Origin of the sequence: Phreatobacter stygius (assembly GCF_005144885.1) — a bacterium.
Taxonomy (GTDB): Bacteria; Pseudomonadota; Alphaproteobacteria; order Rhizobiales; family Phreatobacteraceae; genus Phreatobacter; species Phreatobacter stygius.
Genome location: NZ_CP039690.1, coordinates 5016505 through 5039015 on the forward strand (window position 1 = coordinate 5016505; position 22511 = coordinate 5039015).

24 protein-coding genes are annotated in these 22511 nt (G+C 66.5%); 18 read left to right on the forward strand and 6 right to left on the reverse strand.

Annotated elements, in window-relative coordinates; genetic code table 11:
* Positions 1-12: 12 nt before the first annotated feature.
* Both E8M01_RS23575 and E8M01_RS23580 read right to left on the reverse strand, forming a co-directional pair.
* The gene (locus E8M01_RS23575; protein ID WP_136962398.1) at positions 13-618 is read right to left on the reverse strand and encodes a glutathione S-transferase; all 606 of its coding nucleotides are present in this window, start codon (positions 616-618) and stop codon (positions 13-15) included.
* Positions 619-732: 114 nt separating this feature from the next.
* A complete protein-coding gene (locus tag E8M01_RS23580) occupies positions 733-1425 on the reverse strand; it encodes a GntR family transcriptional regulator (protein ID WP_136962399.1) in 693 nt (230 codons plus the stop codon).
* A gap of 117 nt (positions 1426-1542) precedes the next feature.
* Here E8M01_RS23580 and E8M01_RS23585 point away from each other — a divergent pair, with 117 nt between their 5' ends.
* From E8M01_RS23585 to E8M01_RS23625, 9 genes are all read left to right on the forward strand, one after another.
* Positions 1543-2298, forward strand: coding sequence for an SDR family NAD(P)-dependent oxidoreductase (locus E8M01_RS23585; RefSeq protein WP_136962400.1), 756 nt, complete (start codon positions 1543-1545; stop codon positions 2296-2298).
* Positions 2299-2342: 44 nt separating this feature from the next.
* Entirely contained in the window at positions 2343-3578 is a 1236-nt protein-coding gene (locus E8M01_RS23590; RefSeq protein WP_136962401.1) for an ABC transporter substrate-binding protein, read from the forward strand.
* A 106-nt stretch (positions 3579-3684) separates the two neighbouring features.
* Positions 3685-4587, forward strand: coding sequence for a branched-chain amino acid ABC transporter permease (locus tag E8M01_RS23595; protein WP_136962402.1), 903 nt, complete (start codon positions 3685-3687; stop codon positions 4585-4587).
* Entirely contained in the window at positions 4587-5549 is a 963-nt protein-coding gene (locus tag E8M01_RS23600) for a branched-chain amino acid ABC transporter permease (RefSeq protein ID WP_215908786.1), read from the forward strand. Before E8M01_RS23595 ends, E8M01_RS23600 begins: the two co-directional genes overlap by 1 nt.
* A gap of 5 nt (positions 5550-5554) precedes the next feature.
* On the forward strand, positions 5555-6316 hold the full coding sequence (locus tag E8M01_RS23605; protein ID WP_136962403.1) for an ABC transporter ATP-binding protein: 762 nt from the start codon (positions 5555-5557) through the stop codon (positions 6314-6316).
* Positions 6309-7025: an ABC transporter ATP-binding protein gene (locus E8M01_RS23610; RefSeq protein WP_136962404.1), complete on the forward strand. Its 717-nt coding sequence runs from the start codon at positions 6309-6311 to the stop codon at positions 7023-7025. The genes E8M01_RS23605 and E8M01_RS23610 overlap by 8 nt, the downstream gene beginning before the upstream one ends.
* A gap of 12 nt (positions 7026-7037) precedes the next feature.
* Positions 7038-7766 carry an SDR family NAD(P)-dependent oxidoreductase gene (locus E8M01_RS23615; protein WP_136962405.1) on the forward strand — a complete coding sequence of 243 codons (729 nt, stop codon included), beginning with the start codon at positions 7038-7040 and terminating at the stop codon, positions 7764-7766.
* Positions 7767-8062: 296 nt separating this feature from the next.
* Positions 8063-8833 carry an SDR family NAD(P)-dependent oxidoreductase gene (locus tag E8M01_RS23620; RefSeq protein ID WP_136962406.1) on the forward strand — a complete coding sequence of 257 codons (771 nt, stop codon included), beginning with the start codon at positions 8063-8065 and terminating at the stop codon, positions 8831-8833.
* Positions 8830-10539: an FAD-dependent oxidoreductase gene (locus tag E8M01_RS23625; protein ID WP_215908787.1), complete on the forward strand. Its 1710-nt coding sequence runs from the start codon at positions 8830-8832 to the stop codon at positions 10537-10539. The genes E8M01_RS23620 and E8M01_RS23625 overlap by 4 nt, the downstream gene beginning before the upstream one ends.
* Before the next feature lie 65 nt (positions 10540-10604).
* Here E8M01_RS23625 and E8M01_RS23630 read toward each other — a convergent pair whose 3' ends face one another.
* A complete protein-coding gene (locus tag E8M01_RS23630; RefSeq protein WP_246088407.1) occupies positions 10605-10988 on the reverse strand; it encodes a YybH family protein in 384 nt (127 codons plus the stop codon).
* 141 nt (positions 10989-11129) lie between these two features.
* Here E8M01_RS23630 and E8M01_RS23635 point away from each other — a divergent pair, with 141 nt between their 5' ends.
* The 3 genes from E8M01_RS23635 (at position 11130) to E8M01_RS23645 (ending at position 13309) form a co-directional block, all read left to right on the forward strand.
* Complete coding sequence (locus tag E8M01_RS23635) at positions 11130-12023, forward strand: LysR family transcriptional regulator (protein ID WP_136962407.1); 894 nt, start codon at positions 11130-11132, stop codon at positions 12021-12023.
* Positions 12024-12161: 138 nt separating this feature from the next.
* Entirely contained in the window at positions 12162-12584 is a 423-nt protein-coding gene (locus tag E8M01_RS23640) for a VOC family protein (RefSeq protein WP_136962408.1), read from the forward strand.
* A 203-nt stretch (positions 12585-12787) separates the two neighbouring features.
* Positions 12788-13309 (forward strand): hypothetical protein, encoded by a 522-nt coding sequence (locus E8M01_RS23645; protein ID WP_136962409.1) that lies wholly within the window; start codon positions 12788-12790, stop codon positions 13307-13309.
* A gap of 50 nt (positions 13310-13359) precedes the next feature.
* Here E8M01_RS23645 and E8M01_RS23650 read toward each other — a convergent pair whose 3' ends face one another.
* The 3 genes from E8M01_RS23650 to E8M01_RS23660 all read right to left on the reverse strand — a co-directional run bounded on the left by E8M01_RS23650 (position 13360) and on the right by E8M01_RS23660 (position 17211).
* Complete coding sequence (locus E8M01_RS23650) at positions 13360-14898, reverse strand: AMP-binding protein (protein ID WP_170182042.1); 1539 nt, start codon at positions 14896-14898, stop codon at positions 13360-13362.
* Between the two features lie 77 nt (positions 14899-14975).
* Positions 14976-16532, reverse strand: coding sequence for an acyl-CoA synthetase (locus tag E8M01_RS23655; protein ID WP_136962411.1), 1557 nt, complete (start codon positions 16530-16532; stop codon positions 14976-14978).
* Between the two features lie 67 nt (positions 16533-16599).
* Entirely contained in the window at positions 16600-17211 is a 612-nt protein-coding gene (locus E8M01_RS23660; protein WP_342778624.1) for a TetR/AcrR family transcriptional regulator, read from the reverse strand.
* Positions 17212-17350: 139 nt separating this feature from the next.
* Between E8M01_RS23660 and E8M01_RS23665 the strand changes: the two genes are divergently transcribed.
* The 6 genes from E8M01_RS23665 (at position 17351) to E8M01_RS23690 (ending at position 22398) form a co-directional block, all read left to right on the forward strand.
* A complete protein-coding gene (locus tag E8M01_RS23665; protein WP_136962413.1) occupies positions 17351-18535 on the forward strand; it encodes a lipid-transfer protein in 1185 nt (394 codons plus the stop codon).
* Positions 18536-18542: 7 nt separating this feature from the next.
* Positions 18543-18986, forward strand: a complete 444-nt coding sequence (locus tag E8M01_RS23670) for a MaoC family dehydratase N-terminal domain-containing protein (RefSeq protein WP_136962414.1) — start codon at positions 18543-18545, stop codon at positions 18984-18986.
* 190 nt (positions 18987-19176) lie between these two features.
* Positions 19177-19584, forward strand: coding sequence for a MaoC family dehydratase (locus E8M01_RS23675; RefSeq protein ID WP_136962415.1), 408 nt, complete (start codon positions 19177-19179; stop codon positions 19582-19584).
* A gap of 36 nt (positions 19585-19620) precedes the next feature.
* Positions 19621-20448: an SDR family NAD(P)-dependent oxidoreductase gene (locus tag E8M01_RS23680; RefSeq protein WP_136962416.1), complete on the forward strand. Its 828-nt coding sequence runs from the start codon at positions 19621-19623 to the stop codon at positions 20446-20448.
* 10 nt (positions 20449-20458) lie between these two features.
* Entirely contained in the window at positions 20459-21253 is a 795-nt protein-coding gene (locus tag E8M01_RS23685; protein ID WP_136962417.1) for an enoyl-CoA hydratase/isomerase family protein, read from the forward strand.
* A complete protein-coding gene (locus E8M01_RS23690; RefSeq protein ID WP_136962418.1) occupies positions 21250-22398 on the forward strand; it encodes an acyl-CoA dehydrogenase family protein in 1149 nt (382 codons plus the stop codon). The genes E8M01_RS23685 and E8M01_RS23690 overlap by 4 nt, the downstream gene beginning before the upstream one ends.
* Positions 22399-22511 lie beyond the last annotated feature (113 nt).

Consider the following 22511-nt stretch of genomic DNA (forward strand, 5'->3'; position numbering starts at 1 on the left):
ACTCTGTTTGCCTCACGCGCTGGGTAGCGTCGCCTGCATCGAGGGACGCGCGTTGAACGCGGCGTACCAGGCGGCGGTCTTCGGGTGATCGGCGCGCCAGTCATAGTCGGGGAAGCGGAAGTCGAGATAGCCGAGCCCGCAGCCGAAGGTGATGGTGCCGATGTCGACCCGCCCGCCGAGCTCCGGCGCCAGCTTCTCCATACGGTCGAGGGCATCGGTGATCTTGCCCATCTGGCCCTTTTCCCAATCGGCCCAATAGAACTCCTTCGGTCGCGCCACCCGCTCGTAGCGAATCAGCAGGGCCGCGCCGAGCAGGCCGTCGCCGAGCGCCTGCTCGGTCAAAAGCGTCCAGCGCTGCTTGCCTGAGCCGAACATCGTGCCGCCGCCCTCGGCGTCGAGAAACTCGCAGATCACCCGGCTGTCATAGAGCGCCTGGCCGTCGTCGGTGAAGAAGGTCGGCACCTGGCCGAGCGGGTTATCGGCGCGGATATTCGCGTCGCGAACGACCGGCCCAGCGGCGCTGGCGAGCTTTTCGATACGGCCGGCGAGACCCAGCTCATGGGCCACCACCATGCACTTTCGCACGAAGGGCGAAGCGGGCGAGAAATAGATCTTCATGGATGCGTTTCCTCAGGGGGATTGTTGCAGTCGGGTGGGCCGTCCTGAGGGTGCGAGCGGAGCGAGCCTCGAAGGACGACTGACAGGTGTGCGGGGTCTAAGAGAGACCTCCCTTCAGATCTTGTCGGCGCCATTATCCGCGCCGCGGCCGATCCTATGGAAATTTTCCTTCAGGAACAGCCCGGCGAAATAGACGTGTTCGCGCATCAGGTCTTCGGCGCGGGCGGACTGGCGCCGGATCAGCGCCTCGGTGATGCGGTGGTGGTCGTTGTGCGAGCGCAGGATCACCCCGTAATCGTGCCACAGGATGATCCGGTCGGAGACGAAGGGGATGCCGTGGGTCTGGTTGACGAAACGCTCGGCCCAGACATTGCCCGAGAGCTTCAGAATGGTCTCGTGGAAGGTGACGTTCATTGCCTGATAGGGCCGGAAATCCTCCTCCGCCAGATATCCCTTGGCGAGGTAACGGTCACCCTCCTCGACGCAGGCCCAAAGCGTCGCCGCGGCCGCGTCCGGAATGCCTGACGTCGCCGCCAGCCGGCAGGCGAGGCCTTCGAGCGTCGCGCGCACCTCATAGGCCGCGAAGACCTCGTCGGCGCCAAAGGTGCGGACCAGATAACCGCGCTTCGGCTGGTAATCGAGCAAGCCCTCGTTGGCGAGCAGGGTCAGCGCCGCGCGCACCGGCGTGCGCGACACGCCGAGCTTCTCGGCGAGCGGGATTTCCTCCAGCCGCTCACCCCCCGTGACGGTCCCGGTGAGGATCCAGTCGCGCAGGATTTCCGTGACGTCTTGAGAGCGTGTTCGCATATCATGGATACATAGACGCGAATTCACCAATGTAAAGTGTCGCGATTGGTTGACATGACCCAATCATGTGTACATGTTGGCGCCAACCAAAAAACAAGTCTCTCGAGGAAATGCATCATGAGGGTCGCATTGGTGACCGGCGGCGGCCGTGGCATCGGACGGGAGATCTGCCGGGTCCTGGCATCGGCCGGCCTGACCGTGGCATCCGCCGATATCGACGAGGCCTCGGCCCGCAACACGGCGGCCTCGCTGCCGGGTGACGGCCATCTCGGCCTCCATGTCGATGTCGCGAACGAAGCCTCGGTCGAGGCCATGTTCGAGCGGGTCGAAACGGCAATCGGCCCGGTCGCGGTTCTGGTCAGCAATGCCGGGCGTCTGCTCTTGCATGACGGCCGCCGGCCCCTGGTCACCGAGACCTCGCTCGACAATTGGCAGGACACTTTCGCGGTCAATACGGTCGGGCCGTTTCTCGGCGCGCGCGCCTATCTGAGGCGGCGGAGCGAGACCCCGGTCGAGCACGGCCGCATCATCACCTTCTCGTCGGTCGCCGCACAGCTCGGTGGCTACAATGCCAGCGCCGCCTATATCGCCGCCAAGGCCGCGGTCATCGGCCTGACCAAGGCGGTGGCGCGCGAGGCGGCGCCCTTGGGCATCACCGCCAATGTCATCGCCCCCGGGCTGATCGACACCGACATGATGAAGCTCGCCGCCGGCGGCGCCGGTATCACCGCCGCGACGACCGCCAATGTGCCGCTCGGCCGGCTCGGCCAGCCGGCCGATGTCGCGGCGGCGGTGGCCTTCCTGGCCTCACCCGCATCCGCCTACATCACGGGAACCACCATCGACGTGAATGGCGGCTACCGGATGCAATGACGAGAATCCGTTCTCGGACAAAAAACCGTTCTCGGGAGGAACGCATGATCAAGATTTTCAGGACTTTGCCAAAACTGGCCTCAGCGGCCCTGCTGGGCGCGCTCATCGTGGGGCCGCAAGCGAAGGCCCAGGCCCCGGCAGCCGAGCCGGGCCTCACCGCCACCACCATCAAGATCGGCATGTTCGGCCCGCTTTCCGGTCCGTCCATGGCCTATGGCTTCGACGTGGTGAACGCCGCGCGGATGTATTTCGACAAGATCAACCGCGAGGGCGGCATCCATGGCCGCCGCATCGAGGTGGTGGTCGAGGACGACCGCTGCACTGCCAATGACGTGGTCGCCGCGGTGAAGAAGCTGGTCGAGCAGGACCAGGTCTTCATGCTGAACGGCGGTTCCTGCTCGGCCCCGGTGGTCGCCGCGCGCGACTATGTCGTGCGCTCGGGCGTGCCGTGGGTGATGCTGAATGCCTCCGGCGACGGCGCGCTTTATCCGCCCCAGCCGAACATCTTCGGCGCGCTGTCCATCTCGCAGCGCGCGGTCGGCGGCTCGACCATCGAATTCGCCACCCGCCAGCTGTCGGCCAAGCGCATCGGCTACATCAATCACGACGATGCCTATGGCGCGTGGAACCTGGAGGCCGCGCGCTTTCAGGCGGCCCAGAACGGCGCCGAGCTGATCGTCGAGTCGATCAATCCCGCCATCGCCGACGTTACCGCGCCGGTGTTGAAGCTGCGTGCCGCCAATGTCGATGCCATCATCATCGCGACCTATGCCAGGCCCGCCCAGCTGATCCTGAAGAAGGCGCAGGAGCTCAACGTCAACAAGCCGATCGTCATTGCGGTCAACGCCATCGCCAACCTGCGCCAGCTGGTCGAGAATGTCGGCAGCCGCGAGGCTTTCCGGAACGTCTATATCCAGGAACTGCTGGCGGCCGCCCCCGGCTCGGAAAAGCTCGCCTGGGTCTACGACCTCTACAAGCAGTCCTATCCCGAGCTTGCCGCCAAGCCTGACCATCCGCAGGTCTATATGCCCTATGGCATTCCGCCCGCCATGGTGATCGTCCGGGCGCTTCAGGCGGCTGGCCCCCAGCCGACGCGCGCCAAGGTGATCGCGGCGATCGAGCAGTTGAATTTCGACTCCGGCGTCATGGCAGGCCCCATCAGCTTCTCGCCGACCGACCGGGCAGGGCAGAAGGCCTCGATCTATTTCCGCTTCGACGGCCAGGCGATGACCCCGGTGCCCGGCGTTTTCGCCAGCCGCTGGACCTATCAGGGCCAGTGAGCGGGGCAGGGGTGAATTGGCCCTCTCCCATCGGGAGAGGGTCAGTTCCGCGCCGTGCTTCTGCGTCCCTATCCTCTCCCGCCACCGGCCACTTCAAGAGACCCAAATGTCCTTCGACGTCGCTCTTCTGTTCATTCAGCAAGGCGTCGCGTCCGGGCTCGTGACCGGTTCGGTCTATGCGCTCCTCGCCGTCGCCATCGTCATCATCTACCGCACCACCGATGTGGCGAATTTCGCCGGCGGCGAGTTCTACATGGCCGCGGCCTATCTCGCCTTCTTCATGATCGCCATGATGGCCTTGCCGTTCTGGCTGGCGGTCATCGCCACCATCGTCGTCATGTGCATCGGCGCCGGCCTGTTCCAGCGCATCGTGCTCGCCCAGGTGGCGCTCGCCCGCGGTGTCGCGATCAACCTGGTGATCGCCACTCTCGGCCTGTCCTATCTGGTCAAGGGCATTGTCCGCTCCACCGGCTTCGGCGACACGCCGCGCACCTTTCCCTCCGTCGTGCCCGATGGCTCGTTCACCATCGGCGACGCCTCGGTGAGCTATCTCGACGTCACCATCCTGGGGGCCGCCGTCCTGGTCATGGCGCTGTTCTTCTGGGTGTTCAATTTCACCAAGACGGGCCGGGCCATGCGCGCGGTCGGCATGAACCGGCGCGCCGCCCAGCTCGTCGGCATCAATCTCGGCCGGGTCGAGATGATGGTCTGGTGTTTCGCCAGCGCCATTTCCGGCATCGCCGCCATCCTGATCGCACCGAAACTGCTGATGACCGCCGAAATGGGCTCGGTCGTCACCATGGCCTTCGCCGCGGCCATTGTCGGCGGCTTCACCAGCCTGCCGGGCGCGGTCATCGGCGGCTTCATCATTGGCATCACCGAGAACATGGTTGGCCTCTTCGTCTCCTCGCGCGCCATCAATGTCGCGCCCTTCGTCATCATCATGCTGGTGCTGATCTTCAAGCCCCAGGGTCTGTTCGGCGGCGCGCTCAAGGTGAGGAAGGTCTGATGGTCGAGGCAATTTCCGCCAAGGCGTCACGCCTGATCAGCCCGCGCGGCGCGATGCTTGTGGCCCTCGGCCTGATCGCGCTGATCGCCGGTGCGATCGGGCTCACCTCGTTCGCCACGGGTTATGTCATCTACATCGTCAACCTGGTCATGGTGGCCATCGTGCTGGCGCTCGGCCTGCATATCGTCATTGGCGAATGCGGCCAGTTCTCGCTGGCGCATGCCGCCTTTTACGGCATCGGCATCTATACCGCCGGCCTGGTCACCAATCTGCTCGGCGCGCCGTTCTGGCTCTCCCTGCTGGCCGGCGGCCTGGTCGCCGGGCTGATCGGTTTCTTCATCGGCTTCCTGTCGCTGCGCATGCGCGACATCTATCTGGCGCTGTCCACCTTCGCCTTCGGCGAGGCGATGCAATGGCTGTTTCTCAACTGGACGCCGGTCACCGGCGGCCCGAACGGCCTCAACATCAAGCCGGCGACGCTGTTCGGCTTTCAATTCCTCACCGATCGCGCGGCCTTTCCGCTGGTGCTGTCGGTGACCCTGGTGATCCTGGCGCTGGTCGCGGTGCTGCATGTCTCCACCCTCGGCCGCTCATTGCGTGCGGTGCGCGAGAGCGAAATCGCGGCGGCTTCCGTCGGCATCAACGTGACGCGCATGAAGCTCACCGCCTTCACGCTCTCGGCTTTCGTCGCCGGGCTTGCCGGCGGCCTCTACACCACCTTTTCCACCTTCATCCATCCGGACAGCCTGGGCTTCCAGACCACCATCATCATCCTGACCACGGTGGTGGTCGGCGGCATGGGTTCGCTCATCGGCGCGGTCGGCGGCGCGATGGTTTTCGGGCTCTTGTCGGAACTGCTGCGCCAGGTGCCGTCCTACCAGGAGATGATCTATGGCGGCATCCTCATCCTGTTCATGATGTATGCCCCGCGCGGCATGTTCTCTTTTGTCGGCAGGCGGTGAGCGCCATGGCCGCCATGCTGTCTCTCTCCAACGTCCTGATGCGCTTCGGTGGCATCGTCGCCATCAACGACTTCTCCATGGAGGTCGAGGCCGGTTCGATCCACGCGCTGATCGGCCCGAACGGCGCCGGCAAATCGACCGTGTTCAACTGCATCTCGCGCATCTACCAGCCGGCGACCGGAAAGATCGTCGTGCGTGGCCAGGACGTCACGGCCTTGCCGCCCCATGCCATGGCCGGCCTGGGCGTCGCCCGCACCTTCCAGAACCTTGAATTGTTCAACGAGCTCTCGGTCATCGAGAACGTCATGCTCGGCGCCTATGCCCATGAGGAGACCGGTTTCTGGCAGCGGCTGAAACCACGCTCGCCGGCGACCCGTGCCAAGGCCGAAGCGATCCTGGAACAGACCGGCCTGCAGGATTTTCGCGACGTCAAGGCGAACAGCCTGGATTTCGGCCGGCAGAAACTCCTGGAGCTCGCCCGCGCCTTGGCCGGTTCGCCGAAGCTGATGCTGCTCGACGAGCCGGCTGCCGGCTTGCGCTCACGCGAGATCGAGCGGCTCGACCAGATCCTGACCGATCTCAACCAGCGGCATGGCATCACCATCCTCCTGGTCGAGCACGTCATGCAACTGGTCATGTCGATCTCCAACCGCATCACGGTGCTGAATTTCGGCGAGAAGATCGCCGAGGGCACGCCGGGCGAAGTGAAGACCCATCCGCGGGTCATCGAGGCCTATTTGGGAGCGGAGGCGGCGAGCCATGGCTGATCTGCTCGAACTCAAGCATGTCTCGGCCGGTTATGGCCGCATCGAAGCGCTCTCCGGCATCAGCCTGACAGTGCCGGAGGGCGGCATCGTGGCGCTGCTCGGCGCCAATGGCGCCGGCAAGAGCACCACGCTCAACGTCATCTCGGGGCTCGTGCCGGCGACCTCGGGCGAGGTTCGTTTCAAGGGCCGCGCGATATCGGGAGAGCGCTCCGACCGGATCGTCGCTTCAGGCATTTCGCAAGTGCCGGAGGGACGCGAAGTGTTCCGCGACATGAGCGTGCAGGAGAACCTGGCGATCGGCGCGCAGCTCAGGAACGACCGGGCGGGCATCTCGGCCGATATCGAGGTGATGACCGGCTATTTCCCGATCCTCGCCACGCGTTTCAAGCAGATGGCCGGCACGCTCTCCGGCGGCGAGCAGCAGATGCTGCTGATCGCCCGCGCCTTGATGGCGCGGCCGAGCCTGTTGCTGTTGGACGAGCCCTCGCTTGGCCTGGCGCCGCTGCTGGTGAAGCAGATCTTCGACATCGTGGTGACCCTGCACCGCGAGCAGAAGCTGACCTTGCTGATCGTCGAACAGAACGCCGCGGTGGCGCTCGCCGTCTCGCAATATGCCTACATCCTGGAAAACGGCGAGATCGTCGCCGAGGGGCCGTCGGCCGATCTGGCCAATGACGACGCCATCCGCCGGGCCTATCTCGGCGCCTGATTGGAGATCTCGATGACCAAGCCTTTTGCCCTCGTCACCGGTGGCGCCAGCGGCATCGGCCGCGCTATCACCGAACGGCTCGCCGCGGATGGTTTTCATGTCGTGGTGGTCGATCTGAATGCGGCGCTGGCCGACGCGGCCGTGCGCGACGTGCAGGGCCGGGGCGGTTCGGCCGAAGCGCGCATTCTCGACATCACCGACGAGGCCAAGGTGACCACGCTGATCGGCGAGCTGCCGCCGCTTGGCGTCCTCATCAACAATGCCGGTATCTTCAAGGACCAGCCCTTCGAACAGGCCAGCGTCGCCGATTTTCGCCGGACCTATGAGGTCAATGTCATCGCCCCCTTCATCCTGGCGAAGGCCGCCGTGGCGCGGATGGGCGAGGGCGGCAGGATCGTCAACATCGCCTCGCGGGCCTATCTCGGCGCGAAGAACCAGATCGACTATGTCGCCTCCAAGGGCGCGGTGGTGAGTTTCACCCGTGCGCTCGCCATGGAGGTGGTCAAGCGCGGCATAACCGTCAACGCCGTGGCGCCCGGCCTGATCGACACGCCGATCCTGCGGGCGCTGACACCGGAACGCATGGCCGCGCAACTGGCGCTGCAGCCGAGCGGCAAGGCCGGCCGTCCCGAGGATATCGCCAATGCCGTGGCGTTTCTGGCCTCGCCGGCAACCGGCTTCATCACCGGCCAGGTGCTGTTCGTCGACGGCGGCAAGTCGCTCGGCGGCTCGGCGGTGTGAGAGGGGCGAGTGGCGAATAACGAGTGGCGCATGGGGCATGAAGCACAGTGCTTTGCGGGCGAGGCGTCGCGCTTAACCAACCCTCTCCCAGAGGGAGAGGGTGCCCGCGTCAGCGGGCGGGTGAGGAGCGTGGCTGTCGAGAACTGCCTCCAAACGCTCACGACGCATAGCGCCCTATCTGGACATGGACGCCCCCTCACCCGGCGCCTGACGGCGCCACCCTCTCCCTCTGGGAGAGGGTTGATTGAGCGCTGCCCTTGGCGAACGGCACCCCTGCTACCACCACGGAGCAAGCCATGACCTCCCCCTATATCGCGCTCGTCACCGGGGCGGGTTCCGGCATCGGCCGGGCCACCACCTTGCGTTTCGTCCGCGCCGGCGCCCGCGTGCTGGCGGTCGACCTCAACCCCGATGGCCTCGCCGAGACCGCGGCATTCGCCGAGGATCCCGGCGCCATCGAGACCTTCACGGCCGATGTCACCGCCGAAGACGCGCCCGCCTCGGCCATCGGCCGCGCGGTCGCGCGTTTCGGCCGGCTCGACTGGCTGGTCAACAATGCCGGCATTGGCGCGGCCAAGGCGGCACATCTGACCAGCGACGCCGAATGGGACCGCTATGTCGACGTCAACCTGCGCCAGCTGTTCCGCTTCTCGCGCGAGGCCCTGCCGCATCTCCAGGCCGGCCGCGGCGCCATCGTCAACATTGCCTCGGTCTTCGGCCTGTTCGGTCATCCAGGCGTCGCGCCTTATGCCGCCACCAAGGCGGCGGTGGTCGGCCTGACCCGCCAGATGGCCGCCGATTACGGGCCGAAGGGCATCAGGGTGAATGCGGTGGCGCCAGGCGTCATCGAGACCGCGCTGACCCGTGGCCGGATCGTCGGCGACCCGCGTTTCCAGGCGCTCAACATCGATCCCATTCCGTTTCCGCGCCTCGGCAGGCCGGAAGATGTGGCCAACGCCGTCTATTTCCTCGTCTCGGAGGAAGCTTCTTATGTCAGCGGCCATGTGCTTGCCGTCGACGGCGGCTGGAGCGTCACCAATTATTCCCGCCGGGGCGCCGCGTTGTGAGCCAGCAGCATTGGGACCGCGAGGTCGATGTCGTCTGCGTCGGCGCCGGCGCCGGCGGCATGAGCGCGGCGCTGACCGCGGCCATTGAAGGGCTCGACGTCCTGATCATCGAGAAGACGCCCTTTGTCGGTGGCTCGACGGCGGTCTCGGGCGGCGCGGTCTGGATCCCCAACAATGACCAGGCCGCCGGCCTCGGCCATGCCGATACGCCCGACCAGGCCAAGCTCTATCTCGACCAGATCGTCGGCAATTGGTCGAGCGACACCATGAAGCGTGCCTTCCTCGACGCCGGCCCGGCGATGCTCGGTTATTTCGAGCGCCACACGCAGGTGAAGCTCGTGGCCCGCGCCTATTCGCCGGATTATTATCCGGCGACGCCGGGCGCCTCGCTCGGCGGGCGCTCCTTGGACCCCTTGCCCTTCGACGGGCGGACGCTGGGCAAGGATTTCGCTCGCCTGCGCGACCCCTTGAAAGAATTCGTCGTGCTCGGCGGCATGATGGTGACCATGACCGACGTGCAACACCTCTTGAAGGTGACCTCGTCCTTCGCCTCCTGGCGGCACGGCATGGCCATGGTGCTGCGTTATGCCGGCGACCGGCTGCGCTACCGGCGTGGCACCCGGCTGGTGCTCGGCAATGCGCTCGCCGGCCGGCTGTTCAAGAGTGTGCTCGACCGCCAGATCCCGGTGCTCACCGAAACGCCGGCCCGGCGCCTCGTCTTCGATGGTGGCCAGGTGACCGGCATCGTGGTCGACCATGAGGGCAGGGAGATTGCCATTCGCACCCGCCGCGGCGTGGTGCTGGCGACCGGCGGTTTTCCCCATGACCCGGAGCGCCGCAAGGCCTTCCTGCCCGATGGCATCGGCCTCTGGTCGATGGCGCCCGAGGGCAATAGCGGCGACGGCCTGAGGCTTGGCGAAGCCGTTGGCGCGGCCGTCCGCCAGGAAAATTCCAGCAACATTTTCATGACGCCGGTCTCGATCCTGACCAGGTCGGATGGCGAGGTGGTCAAATATCCGCACCTCGTCTGGGACCGCGCCAAGCCCGGCCTGATGGCCGTCAATGGCGCCGGCCGGCGCTTCGTCAACGAGGCGACCTCCTATCACGAGTTCGGCCTTGCCATGGTCGAGGGCGACAAGACCCAGCCGACCATTCCGGCCGTCCTGATCTGCGATGCGGCCTTCCTGAAACGCTGGGGCCTCGGCCTGGCGCTGCCGGGCGGCCGGCCGTTCCGCCACCTCGTCGAGGCGGGTTATCTGTTCGAGGCGCCGACCATCCCCGACCTTGCACGCCAACTGAGCCTGCCGGCCGATGCCCTGGCCGACAGCGTGGCGCGCTTCAACCGCTACGCGAAGCAAGGCCGCGACCCGGATTTCGGCAAGGGCGGCAATGCCTATAACCGCTATCTCGGCGATGCCGAGGCGACGGGCGGAAATCCCTGCCTCGGGCCGCTGGATCAGGCGCCGTTCTACGCCGTGAAAGTCTATCCCGGCGACATCGGCACGGCCGGCGGCATCGTCACTGACGGTCACGCCCGCGCGCTGGATGCCGAGGGCCGCGTCATCCCCGGCCTCTATGCCTCGGGCAATGACATGAATTCGGTGATGGGCGGGACCTATCCGGGGCCGGGGATCACCTTGGGGCCGGCGATGACGTTTGGCTATCTCGCGGGCAAGGATCTGGCGAGGCAACCCCTGGGCGCTTGACCCACTCGCCTGGCCGGCCGTCCGACGGGGGGCCGTCCAGGCATGTCCCGAAGATCCCCGGCCCTTCACCCCACCCTTTCCAAACTCGCCCCCACGGCGTGGTCGACGATGTAGAGCCAGGTGCCGTCGGCTTGCCGCCGCACGATCTCGGCCGAGCTGCCGGCCAGTGTGGTGGTGCCGTCGGGACCGGTGAGCGTCCAGTCGGCGCGCAGAAGCGCGACATCGCCGTGGCGGAGGCAGAAGGCGTTCCGGCCGGTGAGCGTGCCGGGCATCTGAAGGAAATCACCGAGCACGGCGGCGATCTGGGCCGTGCCGGTGTGGCTGGACATGCCGTCGACGCAGAGCGTGGCGTCGGCCTCGTAGAGTGCCAGGAGATTGTCGAGCCGGCGTGTGTTGAAGGCGCGGACGAAGGTCTCGTTCATCTGTTCGGGGGCGGCGACGGTGAACATGGCTGGGATCCTCGGTTGAACCGCAAGCGGTGCCTGGAGCAGGGCTCGCCGTGTGCGGCCTCTCTGACTTAATCCGCCCGCGCCCTTGTCATCAGATGCCCGACACTCGACAATCTGTTCGGTTGAGGCGAACAATCCCGCATGACCCTGTTCGACGGCATGGAAACCTTTGCACGCGTGGTCGAGGCCGGCAGCTTCACCGCGGCGGCGCGCGAGCTTGATGTCACCAAGTCGTCGGTGAGCGAGACGGTGCGCCGGCTCGAGCAGCGGCTCGGCGTGCGCCTGCTCGACCGCAGCACCCGGCATGTCGCGCCGACCGAGGCAGGGCTCGCCTTCCACGCCCGGGCCCGCAAAGCGATCGCCGAGGCGCAGGGCGCGGTCGCCGAGGCCCGCGCCCTGCATGAGGAACCGGCCGGCCGCCTGCGCATCGCCGCACCGGAAGCCTTCACCCAGCTGCTCGTGCCGGTCCTGTCGGGACTGATGCAGGACTATCCGGACCTGGAGGTCGAGATCGTCGGCGGCGTGCCGCCGGTCGATCTGGTCGAGGCGGGGTTCGATCTCGCGGTGCGGCTGGCACCCCGCCCGGCCGACACGCTGATCGTCCGGCGGGTCGGCACCTCGCGGATCATCATCTTGGGCTCTCCGGCCTATCTCGCCCGCCAGGGCGCGCCGGAACGGCCGGAGGATGTCGTAGCGCACCGCTGTATCGGCTTTTCGCCGGTCTTCTGGGGTCACGAATGGCGCTTCGAGACGGTGGACGGCCTGCTCGCCGTGCCGGTGAAGCCGGTGCTGCTGACCAATGTCACCGAGGCGATGCGGGCGGCGGCCCTCGCCGGCATGGGACTCACCGCGCTGCCGGAATGGTCGGTTGCCGACGAGCTTGGGTCCGGCGCGCTGGTGCGTGTGCTGAGCGGCTGGAAGACGCCGGAAAGCGGCATCTTCGTGGTTTATCCCTCGAACCGCCTGATGGCGGCGAAGGTGAAACATTTCGCCGACCGCCTTCGCCAGCACCTGAAGGCCGCGGGCCTGAGCTGACCGGCCTGTCGCGCTGCCTTGCCCCCTTTGAACACTGGCGCGCTCCAGCTAGGGTCAGGACGTTGCCCGGCATGACGGACGGTGCGATCGGGGGTGTCGTTCCGGGAGGCAGGGTCTGAGCCTGACGGGAGAGACGCGATGCGCTTCGTCGACCGCTATCCGATCATCGTCACGCCGAAGCTGCGCGAATGCCGTGACTTCTGGCGCCGGCACCTGGGCTTCACTGTGGTGTTCGAGGCGACCTGGTTCGTCCTGCTCCAGGCCGAGGGCGCAAGCGCGACACTGGCCTTCATGAGCCCCGACCATCCCTCCGCGCCGCCCGGACCCGAGGTCTTTCCGGGTTTCGGCACGTGTTTCGAGCTGCAGGTCGAAAATGCCGCGGCGGCTTTCGACGAGTTCCAGCGTGATGACGGCCCGGTCGGTCTTCATCTGGTCGACGAACCCTTCGGCCAACGCCGTTTCGGTTTCACCGATCCCTCCGGGCTCTGGGTCGACGTGGTCGAGCAGATCGATCCGGCGGCGGGGTTCTGGGAGGGCTATGTCGTCGATGCCGAGGGTTGACCCCTGACGCTCCTTGTCGCGCGCGTCTGGCATGTCCGGGCCGCGAGCCGTTGTTGAGCCCGCCGCCGCGCCCGCTGTCCAGCCAGCTTTGAATCCCGGCGTCATGCGGGTAGGCTGGGTACGCTGCCCGGCGAAGCCAGGAAGCTGCGATTGGGGGGACGGCGTTTCCAGCTGGCGGGCCAGGCCTGACAGGGAGGGATGCCGTGCACGTCGTCGACCCTTATCCGATCACCATCACCTCGAAACTCCGCCAATGCCGCGATGTCTGGCGCCGGCATTCCGGCGTCATCGTCGCCTTCGCGGCAACCTGCTACGTCCCGCCCCTTGTGCTGGCCTTGGGCCTTCTGGCGATGTCGGCCGGGCCGCTGCCGGCCCATGACATCTACACCCACCTCAAGAACAAGGCCGGGCGGAGCTGCTGCGATGGCACCGACTGCCGGCCGGTGCGTTATCGCCAGACCCCGTCGGGCGTGCATATGCTGATCGAGGGGGTCTGGGTCAGGATCCCGGACTCCCAGGTGGAGCAGCGCACGATCGAGGGCGATACTGGCGAAACCGGCGGCGGGCACTGGTGCGGCAGGCGGCTTCTCGGTGAGAACCGTTTCATGACCTATTGCGCCTTCGTGCCACCCAGCGCCACGGGCATCACGCCGCCCGGCCCTCCGGTCGGGTCGCCGCGTCCGCCGCGCAACAGAATGGCTCACTCCGGGCCGAAAGCGCATTAGGCGCTTTACGCCGGTCCGTCGGCGGCGAGCGGTCGCACCTCGCGTGCCGGTTAGTTGACGCTCGCTTGGCTGAACCGTTCGACCAGTAGGAATTTCTGCACCTTGCCGGTCGGCGTGCGTGGCAGGGGTGTGGTTTCGACAATGAACTGCTTGGGCGTCTTGAACCCGGCGAGGTGCTGGCGGCAGTGGGCTTCGAGCGCCTCGGCCGTCAGGTCGGCCCGGTCCTGCGGCACGACCAGGCTAACCACCCGCTCGCCCCACATGTCGTCGGGCAGGCCGAACACCGCGCAATCGGCGACGCCAGGGCAGCCGAGAATGATCTCCTCGACCTCGGCGGCGTGGACGTTCTGCCCACCGGTGACGATCATGTCCTTCTTGCGCCCGCGGATGAACAGATAACCCTCGTCATCCAGGCTGCCGAGGTCGCCGGTATGGATCCAGCCGTCGCGAAAGGTGCGGGCCGACTGTTCGGGATTGTCGAAATAGCCGGTCACCGCGTTGGGCGAGCGGCCGAGGATCTCGCCGAGCTGGTTGGCGGGAAGCGCCCGGCCGTCGTCGCCGGCGATCTTCACCTCACCGAAAGCGATCGGGCGGCCAACCGAGTCCGGGCGCCGGACACGATCGGCGGGCGTGCTGACCACCAGCGCGCCGGTCTCCTGCATGCCGTAATATTCGTAGAGGCGCGGGCAGAGCTTCGCCATCGTCGCCTCGCGAATGCTGGCCGGCAGGCTCGAGCCAGCGAAGACGACGGCGCGCAGCGAGGTCACGTCCCGCGGCGCGGCGGCGAGCGCCGGCAGCAGCATCGCGGCCATGGTCGGCACCAGGTTGACGATCGTCACCCGCTCGGCCGCGATCAGCGCTAAGGTTTCGTTCGGCTCGAAATTCGCCAGAACATGAGGAATGCCATAGAGGATGGCGCCGGCGATCCAGGCGAAGCCGACCCGCCCGAAGGCTGGGAAGACGGTCATCGCGACATCGTCGCGGGTCATGTCGAAGGCCTGGAACATCGGACCGAGGGTGCTGTTGTTGTACTGGTTCAGCACATAAGACTTGGGCAGGCCGGTGGTTCCGGAGGTCAGGTTGAAATAGAACGGATCGGCCTCGTCGATCTCGATGTCGGGCGCCTCGGACGAGGCGCCGGCGAGCAGCGCCTCATAGTCGGGCTCCGCCGACGAGGCTTCGCCGCCGATCCGGATCCGATGCCTGACCAGTGGGCGGGCCGCGTCGGCGACACCGGCGAACCTTGCCTCATAGATCAGCCCGCTCGCACCCATGGCCCGGATCAGTTCGATCATTTCCCGCTCGGCCAGCCGGTAGTTCAACGGCAGGCCGACGATGCCGGTCCGCGCCAGGGCAAAATAGGTCTCGACCATTTCGGCGCGGTTGGAGCAGAGGAAGGCGACGACATCGCCCTTGCCATAACCGAGCCCCGAAAGCCCTTGGGCGAGCCGGTTGGTGCGCTCGTCGATCTGGCCAAAGGTGAAGCGCCGGTCGGTGCCGGCGCAATAGAGCGCGGGATCGTTGGCGAAGCGTATCGCCGCGGTGGCCAGGATATTGCCGACAACCATCTTGCCGAGTGAGCGGGTCATTGCGGTGTTCCATCCCTTGGGTGCGCGGTTTGTCGCGTCTGATGTGATTGGTGCCGCGGCGAAGCGGCGCCGGCGGCTCAGTTCACCCGCCGCTCCTTGGCCTCCCAGAACGGCTTGCGCAGCTCGCGCTTGAGGATCTTGCCGGCCCCCGACATCGGCAGCGGGGTGTCGCTGATGTCGACCGAGCGCGGGCATTTGTAGCCGGCGATCCGCTCCTTGCAGAACGCGATGACCTCCTGCGGGCTGACCACGGCGCCGGGCTTGCGCACCACCACGGCATGGACCTGCTCGCCCCATTCCTCGCTGGGAATGCCGACGACGGCGCATTGGGCCACGGCCGGGTGTTGCGCCACGGCATTCTCGACCTCGGTCGAATAGACGTTCTCGCCGCCGGAAATGATCATGTCCTTGACCCGGTCGACGACATAGACGAAGCCATCGGCATCCATGAAGCCGCCGTCGCCGGTATGCATCCAGCCGCCGATCAGTGCCCGCTCGGTCTCCTCCGGGCGCTCCCAATAGCCCATCATGACATTGTCGCCGCGCGCCACGATCTCGCCGACCGTGCCTGATGGCACCGGCTGGTCGTTGGCGTCGACGATGCGCACCTCGCAGCCGAGCGTGGCGCGGCCGCCGGCGCGGTGCCGGCCCTTGGCGCGGCCCTCGCCGATATGCTCGTTCCAATGCAGGATCGTGGCGATCGGCGACAGTTCGGTCATGCCATAGGCTTGGCTGAAACGGGTGTGGGGCAGGGCGGCAATGGCGCGGTCGAGCACCGCCTCGCTGATCGGCGAGGCGCCGTAGACGATGCGGCCGAGCGACGACATGTCGTGGGATTTCAAGGCGGGATGGTCGACCAGCATCTGGATCATGGTCGGGACCAGCAGCACCTCGGTCACCTTGTCGCGTTCGACCGCGGCCATGACGGCCTCGGGGCTGAAGGCCTTGATGATCACGTTGGAGCCGCCGCTGAGGAGCAGCGCGAACATGGCCGCGCCATTGGCGAGATGGAACATCGGGGCGGCGTGCAGATAGATCGCGGACGAGGGGAAAAGTCCTTCGGCGAGCGCGTTCAGCGCATTGGCCATCAGGTTGTCATGGCTCAGCATCACGCCCTTGGACCGGCCGGTGGTGCCGCCGGTATAAAAGATGCCGGCGAGATCCTCGCGCCTGGCCATGGCATCGGCGATCGGCGAGCTCGCCGCGATCAGCTCTTCGTAGTGACTGGTGCCGGCCGGCGCCGCCTCGTCATCGGCATAGACCAGGCGCAGCCCCGGGATCGTCTTTGCCAGGGCGTCGCCGACCGGTGCGAACATTTTGTCGACGATCAGCACCTTGGCACGGCAATCCTTCAGCGCATCTTCGTTTTCCAGCGGCGACCAGCGGATGTTGAGCGGCACGACCACGGCGCCGGCCCAGGCGGTGGCGAGATAGCTCTCCAGATAGCGGTCGGAGTTCAAGGACAGGATGGCGACCCGGTCGCCGGCTGCGACGCCAAGTGAGGCGAGGCCGCCGGCAAGCCGCGGCACGCGCTCGCCGAGCTCGCGCCAGGTCCGGCGCCGGTCGCCATAGACGATGGCGAGACCGCCGGCATTGATCTGCAACGCGCGCTTGAAGCCGTGCGTGATGTTCATTGTCTTCCTCCCTGGAAGGTGATGTCGACAGGCCTCTGTCGGACCCTCGGTGCCGGGTTGGGATTGGCTATTTGGCCGCGAGCCCCCCGGTCAGCCGGATAGCGAATTCCTCCCCGATGGTCTCGGCCGAGAGTTCGCCGCCCGGCTCGTACCAATGGCCGATCCAGTTCAGCGAACCGGCGATCGCGAAGGCTGCGAGCTTGGGGTCGCAGGGCATGATCGAGCCATCGGCCATGCCTTCTTCGATCCGGGTGCGGAAGGCGGTGTCGTAGCTGCGCTTGGCGCGACGCACCGAGGCGCGGGCCTCGGTGGAGAGCTCCCGGTCGTCGAGGCGGGTCACGCACATGCCGAAATCGGTGGTGATCGCCCGCACATAGGCGCGGATCAGCGCGCGCACCTTGGCCAGGCCGCTGCCGCCCTGGCGCTCGATCCCCTCGATATTGGCCTCATAGGTCTCCTGGCCGATCCGGTAGCACTCGACCAGGATCTCATCCTTCGAGCGGAAGTAGTTGTAGAGCGCCGGCTTGGTGATGTTCAGCCGCGCCGCCACTTCGTTCAGCGTCGTGCGGTGATAGCCCTCGGTCAGGAACATCTTGACCGCCATGCGCAGCACGGCGTCGCGCTTCTCGTCGCGCGCCCGCCGGCGATCCTCGAAGGGCACCCAAGGGGGCGCAATCACTGGCGGCGTTTCAACACTCTTCGGTCGCCCGCGCATGGCTCTGTCCATCATCCCTTCGGCCCGGATTGACCCCTCCGACCGCTTCATATATTACCCTTGGGTCATAAAATGTCCAGTCGGTAACTTATGGAGGAAACACATGACATCCCGCGTTGTCGTCGCAGGTGTGGGAATGATCCCCTTCGCAAAGCCGGGTGCGAGCGCGCCCTATCACGAGATGGGCACGGCCGCCGGCCGCCTGGCGCTGGCCGATGCCGGTATCGGATATGAGGCGATCGAGCAGGCCTATGCCGGTTATGTCTATGGCGACTCGACCGCCGGCCAGATGGCCATCTATCCGCTGGGCCTGACCGGCATCCCGGTCATCAACGTCAACAACAACTGCTCCACCGGCTCGACCGCGCTGTTCCTGGCGCGCCAGGCGATCGCCTCGGGAGCGGCCGATTGCGTGCTGGCGCTGGGCTTCGAGCAGATGAAGCCGGGTGCGCTCGGCGCGGTGTTTACCGACCGGCCGAGCCCGTTCGAGGCCTTCGACAAGGTGACCGATACGCTGGTCGGCTCGCCGGAGATCCCTCTGGCGCTGCGCTATTTCGGCGGCGCGGGCATCAGCCATATGAAGAAATACGGCACCAGGCTCGAGAGCTTCGCCAAGGTCCGCGCCAAGGCGAGCCGGCACGCCAAGAACAACCCGCTGGCGATCTTCCGCAAGGAGGTTTCGGTCGAGGACGTGATGAACGACCAGGTCATCTGGCCCGGCGTCATGACCCGGCTGATGGCTTGTCCGCCGACCTGCGGCGCGGCCGCCGCGGTCCTGGTTTCCGAGGCCTTCGCCAAGCGTCACGGCCTACGCACCGATGTGGTGATCGCGGCCCAGGCGATGACCACCGATACATCATCGACCTTCGACACGGCGGACATGATGCGGGTGGTCGGTTTCGACATGTCGAAGGCCGCCGCAGCCAAGGTTTACGAGCAGGCCGGCATCGGGCCTGAAGATCTCGACGTGGTCGAGCTGCACGACTGCTTCGCCCATAACGAGCTGATCACCTATGAGGCGCTGGGCCTTTGCCCGGAGGGCGGCGCGGAACGTTTCATCGACGCCGGCGACAACAGCTATGGCGGCAAGGTGGTGACCAACCCGTCGGGCGGGCTCTTGTCCAAGGGCCATCCGCTGGGGGCCACCGGTCTTGCCCAATGTTACGAACTGACCCGTCAGTTGCGCGGCACGGCGGAGGCGACCCAGGTCGACGGCGCCAGGCGGGCGCTGCAGCACAATCTCGGTCTGGGCGGCGCCTGCGTCGTCACCCTCTACGAGCGGGCGTGAGGCGGTCATGGTCGATCAATCCGCTGTCGGGCGCAGCTTCACGCCGATCACCGCCCGGGTCGAGCCGGGGCGCCTGCGCTATTTTTTTAACACGATCGGCGAGCGCAATCCGGTCTATCGCGACGCCAAGGCGGCCGAGGCCGTGGGCTTCGCCGCGGTGCCGGTGCCGCCGACCTATCTGTTCTGCCTGGAGATGATGGACAACGACCGCCCCTTCGAATTCCTCGAGGCGCTGAACATCGATCTCGCCCGGGTCCTGCATGGCGAGCAGGGCTTCACCTATCACGCACCCGTCGTGGTCGGCGACACCCTGACCTTCCAGTCCGAGGTGACCGATGTCACGGACAAGAAGGGCGGGGCGCTGACCTTTGTCGGGGTCCGGACGCGGGTGACCAACCAGGCCGGCCTGCATGTCGCCGACACCACGCGCACCATCGTGGTCAGGAACTAGCCGTGGTTCGGACGGCCCGAAAGATCCAGCGCCTCGTCTATCTCGCGGCGGTGCTGGAGGTGGAAACCAACCCTCTCCCGGAGGGAGAGGGTTACCGGATGCGGCTTCCGCCGTCGGGCCGAATTAACGCGGACGATCGGGCGCATAGCAGCGCCTGGCCCCAACAACAATCCTGCCCGAGGAGGCGTCCATGACCACTCTGTCCCCCGCCGTCGGCGAGCGTCTCGTTCACAAGGCCTTCCCGCCGATCAGCCGGCACACCCTGGCGCTCTATTGCGGCGCCTCGGGCGACCACAATCCCATGCATGTCGACATCGACTTCGCCAGACAAGCCGGTTTCCCCGACGTGTTTTCCCACGGCATGCTGGTCATGGCCTATCTCGGCCAGGCGCTGACCGATGCGGTGAGCCCCGTCGCCATCCGCTCGTTCTCGACGCGCTTCGCCGCTATCACCCAGCTTGGCTCGCGGCTGACCTGCGAAGGCACCGTCACCGAGCTGTTCGAAGCCGGCGGCGAGCGGCGCGCCAGGCTGGCGCTGACCGCCAAGGATGCCGACGGCGAGACCAAGCTCGCCGGCGAAGCCGTCATCGCGCTCTGACATCCGTCACCGCTCTCTGATCTGAGGATATCTGACATGACCAAGCTTGCTGGGAAGGTCGCGCTCGTCTCCGGCTCCGGCCGCGGCATCGGCCGCTCGATCGCGTTGAAGCTCGCCTCCGAAGGCGCCAAGGTGGTGGTCAACGACCTCGACGCCGAACCCGGCAATGCGGTGGCCGCCGAGATCAGGGCGGCCGGCGGCGAGGCGATCGCCGTCAATGGCAGCGTCACCGAGACGGGCTTCGCCGATCGTTTCGTCGGCGCAGCGATGGAGACCTTCGGCGGCCTCGACATCATCGTCAACAATGCCGGTTATACCTGGGACGCGACCATCCAGAAGATGACCGACGAGCAATTCCAGGCCATGCTCGACGTCCATCTGGTCGCGCCCTTCCGCATCCTGCGCGCGGCTTCCGAGCCGATCCGCATCCTCTCCAAGAAGGATGCCGAGGCCGGCCGCGAGGTGTTCCGCAAGGTGGTCAATATCTCCTCGATCGCCGGTCTCTACGGCAATGCCGGCCAGGCCAGCTATTCCTCCGCCAAGGCCTCGCTGATCGGCCTCACCCGCACGCTCTGCAAGGAGTGGGGCCGCTACAAGGTCAATGTGAACTGTGTCGCCTTCGGCCTGATCCAGACCCGGCTGACCCAGGCGATCGAAGCCGAGCAGAAGACGATCGATGTCGAGGGCCGCGCGATCAAGGTCGGTGTCCAGCCGGCGCTGCTCGCGACCATGGACCGGATGATCCCGCTCGGCCGCGCCGGCACGCCGGAGGAAGCCGCCGACGCGGTCTATCTCTTCTGCAGCCCGGAATCGAACTATGTCAGCGGCCAGGTGCTGGTCTGTGGCGGCGGCATCTTGATGTGAGGAACGTGTCATGACCGATGCTTCCGCCTATCTGACCTATGACGGACCGATCGCGACACTGACGCTCAATCGCCCGGAAAGCTTCAACGCGGTCGGCGCGGAGGCGGCGGCAACGTTGGCAGGCCTCGCCCGCGAGCTCGACACCCGCGCCGACCTGCGCGTGGTGGTGATCAGGGGGGCTGGGCCGGCCTTCTGCGCCGGCGGCGATATCAACGTCTTCGCCGCTCATCTCGATGATCCCGGACCGATGGTGCGGGGCATTCTCGACAGCCACCACGATTTCCTGCAGCGCCTGCAGGCCTTGCCGGCGATCGTCGTCACCAGCGTCCATGGCGCCGCCGCCGGCGCCGGCCTGTCGCTCGCCTTCATGGGCGATCTCTGCATCGCCGCCGATACCGCCCGCTTCACCCCGGCCTATGCCCGGCTCGGCGTCTCGCCCGATGGCGGCGGCACGGTCGGTCTCGTCCGCGCCGTTGGCGCAAGGCGGGCCCTGCAGATCTACCTGATGGAAGACGGCTTCGACGCCAGCCAGGCCGAAGCCTGGGGCCTGGTCAACAAGGTGGTGCCGGCCGACATGCTGGAGGCCGCGACGAAGGCGCTGGCCGAGCGGCTGGCGGGTTTCAATCCGGCAGCGGTCGCCGCCACCAAGCGGCTGGTCCATGCTTCGGCCGGAAGGCCGATGGCGGAGCAGCTCGAGGCCGAGATGACCGAGCTGATCGGCTGCATGAAAACCGCGCCGTTCCGTGATGCGGTGCATCGCTTCATCGCCAAGAGTCGCGCCGCCAAACCCGGAGCATCGGCATGATCTATCGCTCGCCTTGGATGACCGAAGAGCTCGATAGCTTCCGCGATCCGTTCCGGCGCTTCCTGGCCAAGGATCTGGCGCCGCATGCCGAACGCTGGCGGCGCGACAAGATCACCGATCGCTCGGCCTGGCGCGCGCTCGGCGACATGGGCGCGCTGCTGGCAAGCGTGCCGGAAGCTTATGGCGGGCTCGGCGCAAGCTTTGCCTATGACGCGGCGGTGACCGAAGATCTCGAGACCATCGTGCCGGAGATCGCCGGGCCGGTTGGCGTTCACAGCACGATCGTCGCCCATTACATTCTCAGCTATGGCACCGAGGCGCAGAAGCAGCGCTGGCTGCCAAAAATGGCGCGGGGCGAATTCATCGGCGCCGTCGCCATGACCGAGCCGGGCACCGGCTCGGACCTGCAGGCGGTGCGCACCACCGCGCGCAAGCGTGGCAACTCCTATGTGCTGAACGGCTCCAAGACCTTCATCACCAATGGCCAGCTCGCCGACCTCATCGTCGTGGTGGCGCGCACCAGCGACGAGCCCGGGTCCAGGGGCGTGTCGCTCGTCGTGCTGGAGGCCGAGGGCAATGACGGTTTCCGTCGCGGCCGCAACCTCGACAAGATCGGCATGAATGCATCCGACACATCGGAGCTGTTCTTCGATGATGCGGTCGTGCCGCCGGAGAACCTGTTGGGCGAGGTCGAGGGCCAGGGCTTTGCGCAGCTGATGCAGCAATTGCCGCGCGAACGCCTGTCGCTGGCGGTCGGCGCGGTCGCCGCGATGGAAAAGGCGATCCGGCTGACCGTCGACTACACCCGCGAGCGCAAGGCTTTCGGCAAGCCGGTCATCGAATTCCAGAACTCGGCCTTCAAGCTCGCCGAACGCAAGACCGAGGCGATGATCGCGCGGGTCTTCGTCGACTGGTGCGTGATGCAGCTGATCGCCGGCGAGCTCGACACCGTGACCGCCTCGATGGCCAAGTGGTGGTGCTCGGAGAAACAGAACGAGACCGTTGACGAATGCCTGCAACTGCATGGCGGGTATGGCTACATGCAGGAGTTCCCGATCGGGCGGATGTTCGTCGATGCGCGCATCCAGAAGATCTATGGCGGCACCAATGAGATCATGAAGGTGCTGATCGCGCGGTCGCTTTGAGGCAGGCGGAGGCCTGGCTGGTCGAGATCGAGAGGTTCGCCGCCGGCATGGCGGGTGGCGATGCCTCGCGCGCCCTCACGCGGCGCCGCCATGCTGATGGATGTGTGGCGGGT